Source organism: Rhizobacter sp. P2_H2 (genome assembly GCF_056403375.1).
In genome coordinates this window covers 1-3,201 of sequence record NZ_JBFUFP010000634.1, presented here as the reverse complement: position 1 = coordinate 3,201, position 3,201 = coordinate 1, and the positions used below count along the sequence as shown (strand labels likewise).

The following is a 3,201-nucleotide window of genomic DNA, read 5'->3' as shown; positions in this document are numbered from 1 at the left end:
GCGCCACCGTGCTCGGCCCCGGCAACGGCGACCAGGCCTGCGGCGAGATCGGCGACGGCCGCATGCTCGAGCCGCTGGAGCTGCTGGAGGACGTGGTGTCGTTCTTCGCGCCGAAGCGGCTGGCTGGACAGCGCCTGCTGATCACCGCCGGGCCGACCTTCGAGCCGATCGATCCGGTGCGCGGCATCACCAACCGCTCCAGCGGCAAGATGGGCTTCGCGATCGCCCGTGCGGCACACGAGGCGGGCGCCGAGGTGACGCTGGTGGCCGGCCCGGTGCACCTGCCGACGCCGCGCGGCGTGCGCCGCATCGACGTGCAGACCGCGCAGCAGATGTACGACGCCGTGCTGCCGCAGGCGGCGCAGCACAGCGTGTTCGTCGCGACCGCGGCGGTGGCCGACTGGCGGCCGGCGTCGCTGTCGGACCACAAGATCAAGAAGAACGGCAGCAAGGTCGCGCCTACCTTCGAGCTGACCGAGAACGCCGACATCCTGGCGGCGGTCGCGAAGCTGCCCGGCCGGCCGTTCTGCGTCGGCTTCGCGGCCGAGAGCCACGATCTCGCCCGGCATGCGCGCGAGAAGCTGCAGCGCAAGAACGTGCCGTTGATCGTCGGCAACCTCGGGCCGGCCACCTTCGGGCGTGACGACAACGCGCTCCTGCTGGTCGACGCCCAGGGCGAACGCCAGCTGCCGCATGCCGACAAGCTGACGCTCGCGCGCACGCTGGTGGACGAGATCGCGGCCCGGCTGTCCTCTTCCCCCGCTTCCTCTTCCACTCCCCGACCCGCATGACCCCGATCGACCTGAAGGTGCTCGACCCGCGCATGGCCGGGCAACTGCCCACGTACGCGACCCCCGGCAGCGCCGGCCTCGACTTGCGTGCCTGCCTCGACGCGCCGCTGGTGCTCGAACCCGGCCAGACGCAGCTGATCCCCACCGGCCTGGCGATCCACGTCGCCGATCCGGGGCTGGCGGCGATCATCCTTCCCCGCTCCGGGCTCGGCCACAAGCATGGCATCGTGCTGGGCAACCTGGTGGGCCTGATCGATTCCGACTACCAGGGCCAGCTGATGGTGAGCTGCTGGAACCGCGGCCAGGCGGCGTTCACGATCGCGCCGATGGAGCGCATCGCGCAGCTGGTGATCGTGCCGGTGGTGCAGGCGAGCTTCCGGGTGGTCGACGAGTTCGGCACATCCGACCGCGGCGCGGGCGGATTCGGTTCCACCGGCAAGCACTGACGTCCCACCCCCGAAGCGCTGCGCGCCTCCCCCTCAAGGGGGCGCCGCCAGTGGCCCGGCAGAGCCGGTTCCACGGCGGCCGCTGGATCAGCCGGCCCGTGTGAAGTTCGTCGCTCGTCGTTTACCGACCCGCAACAAACTTGTCGAAATGCTTTGATAGGCTAAGCATCTCGACAAGTCCTGCGAAGGCAGCGTCCCGCCGTGGCCTCTCTTTCCAGATCTCCCGCCAAGCCAGAACCGGCCGCCTCCGTGCCCGACGCCAGCCGCGTCGCGGCCGAGGTCTTGAGCGTGGTGCCCGACGTGATGAACGCCATCCGCATGGGCATGCGCGGCAGCCTGGACGCCGGGCTGTCGGTGCCGCAGTTCCGCTGCCTGGGCTTCATCGGCCGCCATGCCGGCTGYTCGATCAGCGACGTCGCCGGCTTCCTCGGCGTGACGCTCGCCACCGCGTCGGCGATGGTCGACCGGCTGGTGCGCGGCGGCTACGTCTCGCCGAGCACCGCCGCGGCCGACCGCCGCCGCACCGAGCTGCGGCTGAGCGCCGAAGGCAAGGCGCTGCTCGACGACATCCGCCGCGGCGCGCGGGCCGACCTCGCGAACACGCTGTCCGGCGCGACGCCGGCGGAACTGGCGCTCGTGATGCAGGGTCTGGCGATCCTCAAGGCGAGGTTCGTCCATGACTGACACCGCCATGCCCGCGCCAGGGTCCGCGCCAACTTCGGCCCAGATCGCCGAGCGCATCGCCGAGGGTCGCCGCCGCTTCCGCCGCCTGTTCGGCGCCGTGATGCTGCCGATGTTCCTGGCCGCCGTCGACCAGACGCTGCTGGCCACCGCGACGCCCGTCATCAGCCGCGAGTTCGGGGGCTTGCGCGACACCTCCTGGCTGGCCGTCTCGTACCTGCTGGCCTCGGTGATCGTGGTGCCGCTGTACGGCCAGCTGGGCGACCAGTTCGGGCGGCGCAAGCTGCTGTCGCTGGCCACCGCGCTGTTCGCGCTCGGCTCGCTGGGCTGCGGCCTGGCCACCGGCCTGTGGTGGCTGGTGGCCGCGCGCACGCTGCAGGGGCTGGGCGGCGGCGGCCTGATGACGCTGTCGCAGGCGCTGATCGGCGAGGTCGTCTCGCCGCAGCGGCGGGCGCGCAGCCAGGGTTATTTCGCAATCGTCTTCACGCTGGCCAGCGTCGGCGGCCCGGTGATCGGCGGGCTGGTGGTCCACCACGCCAGCTGGCGCTGGCTGTTCCTGGTCAACCTGCCGCTGTGCGCGCTGGCGCTGTGGCGGCTGCATGCCTTGCGGGCCGACGACGTGCCGCACCCCCGCAGCGGGCCGCCGGACGTGCAGGGCATGCTGCTGTTCGCGGTGGCGATGGCGCTCAGCCTGTTCTGGCTGTCGTCGGCCGGGCACCGCTTCGACTGGGTGTCGGCGACCAGCGGCGCGCTGCTGGTGGCGACCGTCGCGCTGTGGGCCGTGCTGCTGCGCGTCGAGCGGCTGGCGGCGCGGCCGTTCCTGCCGGTCGACCTGCTGCGGCTGCCGCCGGTGCGCTATGCGGCGCTCACGGTGGTCGGCTTCGCGTCGGCGATGTTCGCGATGGTGTTCTACCTGCCGATCTACCTGCAGCTGTCGCTGCATTCCGATGCCGCCGAGGCCGGCCTGCTGCTGTTGCCGCTGACGGCCGGCATCGTCGGCGGTGCCACCTTCACGTCGCGGCTGATCATCTGGACCGGCCGCCCGACGGCGCTGCCGGTGGGCGGGCTGCTGCTGGCCGGCTGCAGCCTGCTCGGCATGGCCTTGCTGCCACCCGACAAGCGCACACTGGTCGCCCTCGGATTCACCACCGGGCTCGGCCTGGGCAGCGTGATGTCGGTGATGCAGATCGTGACGCAGACCGCCTCCGGCCCGGCGCGCCTGGGTGCCGCCGCGGCCACGATGTCGCTGGCACGCACGCTCGGTTCCTCGATCGGCGCGAGCG

At 72.1% G+C, this 3,201-nt stretch carries 4 protein-coding genes; all 4 read left to right on the top strand.

Features of this window, described 5'->3' with window-relative positions:
* On the top strand, positions 1-791 hold a 791-nt coding region (coaBC, locus tag AC1D15_RS23810; RefSeq protein WP_477827917.1), incomplete at its 5' end, for a bifunctional phosphopantothenoylcysteine decarboxylase/phosphopantothenate--cysteine ligase CoaBC.
* Entirely contained in the window at positions 788-1,237 is a 450-nt protein-coding gene (dut, locus tag AC1D15_RS23805) for a dUTP diphosphatase (RefSeq protein ID WP_477827916.1), read from the top strand. The genes coaBC and dut, both read left to right, overlap by 4 nt.
* Before the next feature lie 249 nt (positions 1,238-1,486).
* Entirely contained in the window at positions 1,487-1,921 is a 435-nt protein-coding gene (locus AC1D15_RS23800) for a MarR family winged helix-turn-helix transcriptional regulator (protein WP_465113213.1), read from the top strand.
* A partial coding sequence (locus AC1D15_RS23795) for an MFS transporter (RefSeq protein WP_477827915.1) occupies positions 1,914-3,201 on the top strand: 1,288 nt, incomplete at its 3' end. The genes AC1D15_RS23800 and AC1D15_RS23795, both read left to right, overlap by 8 nt.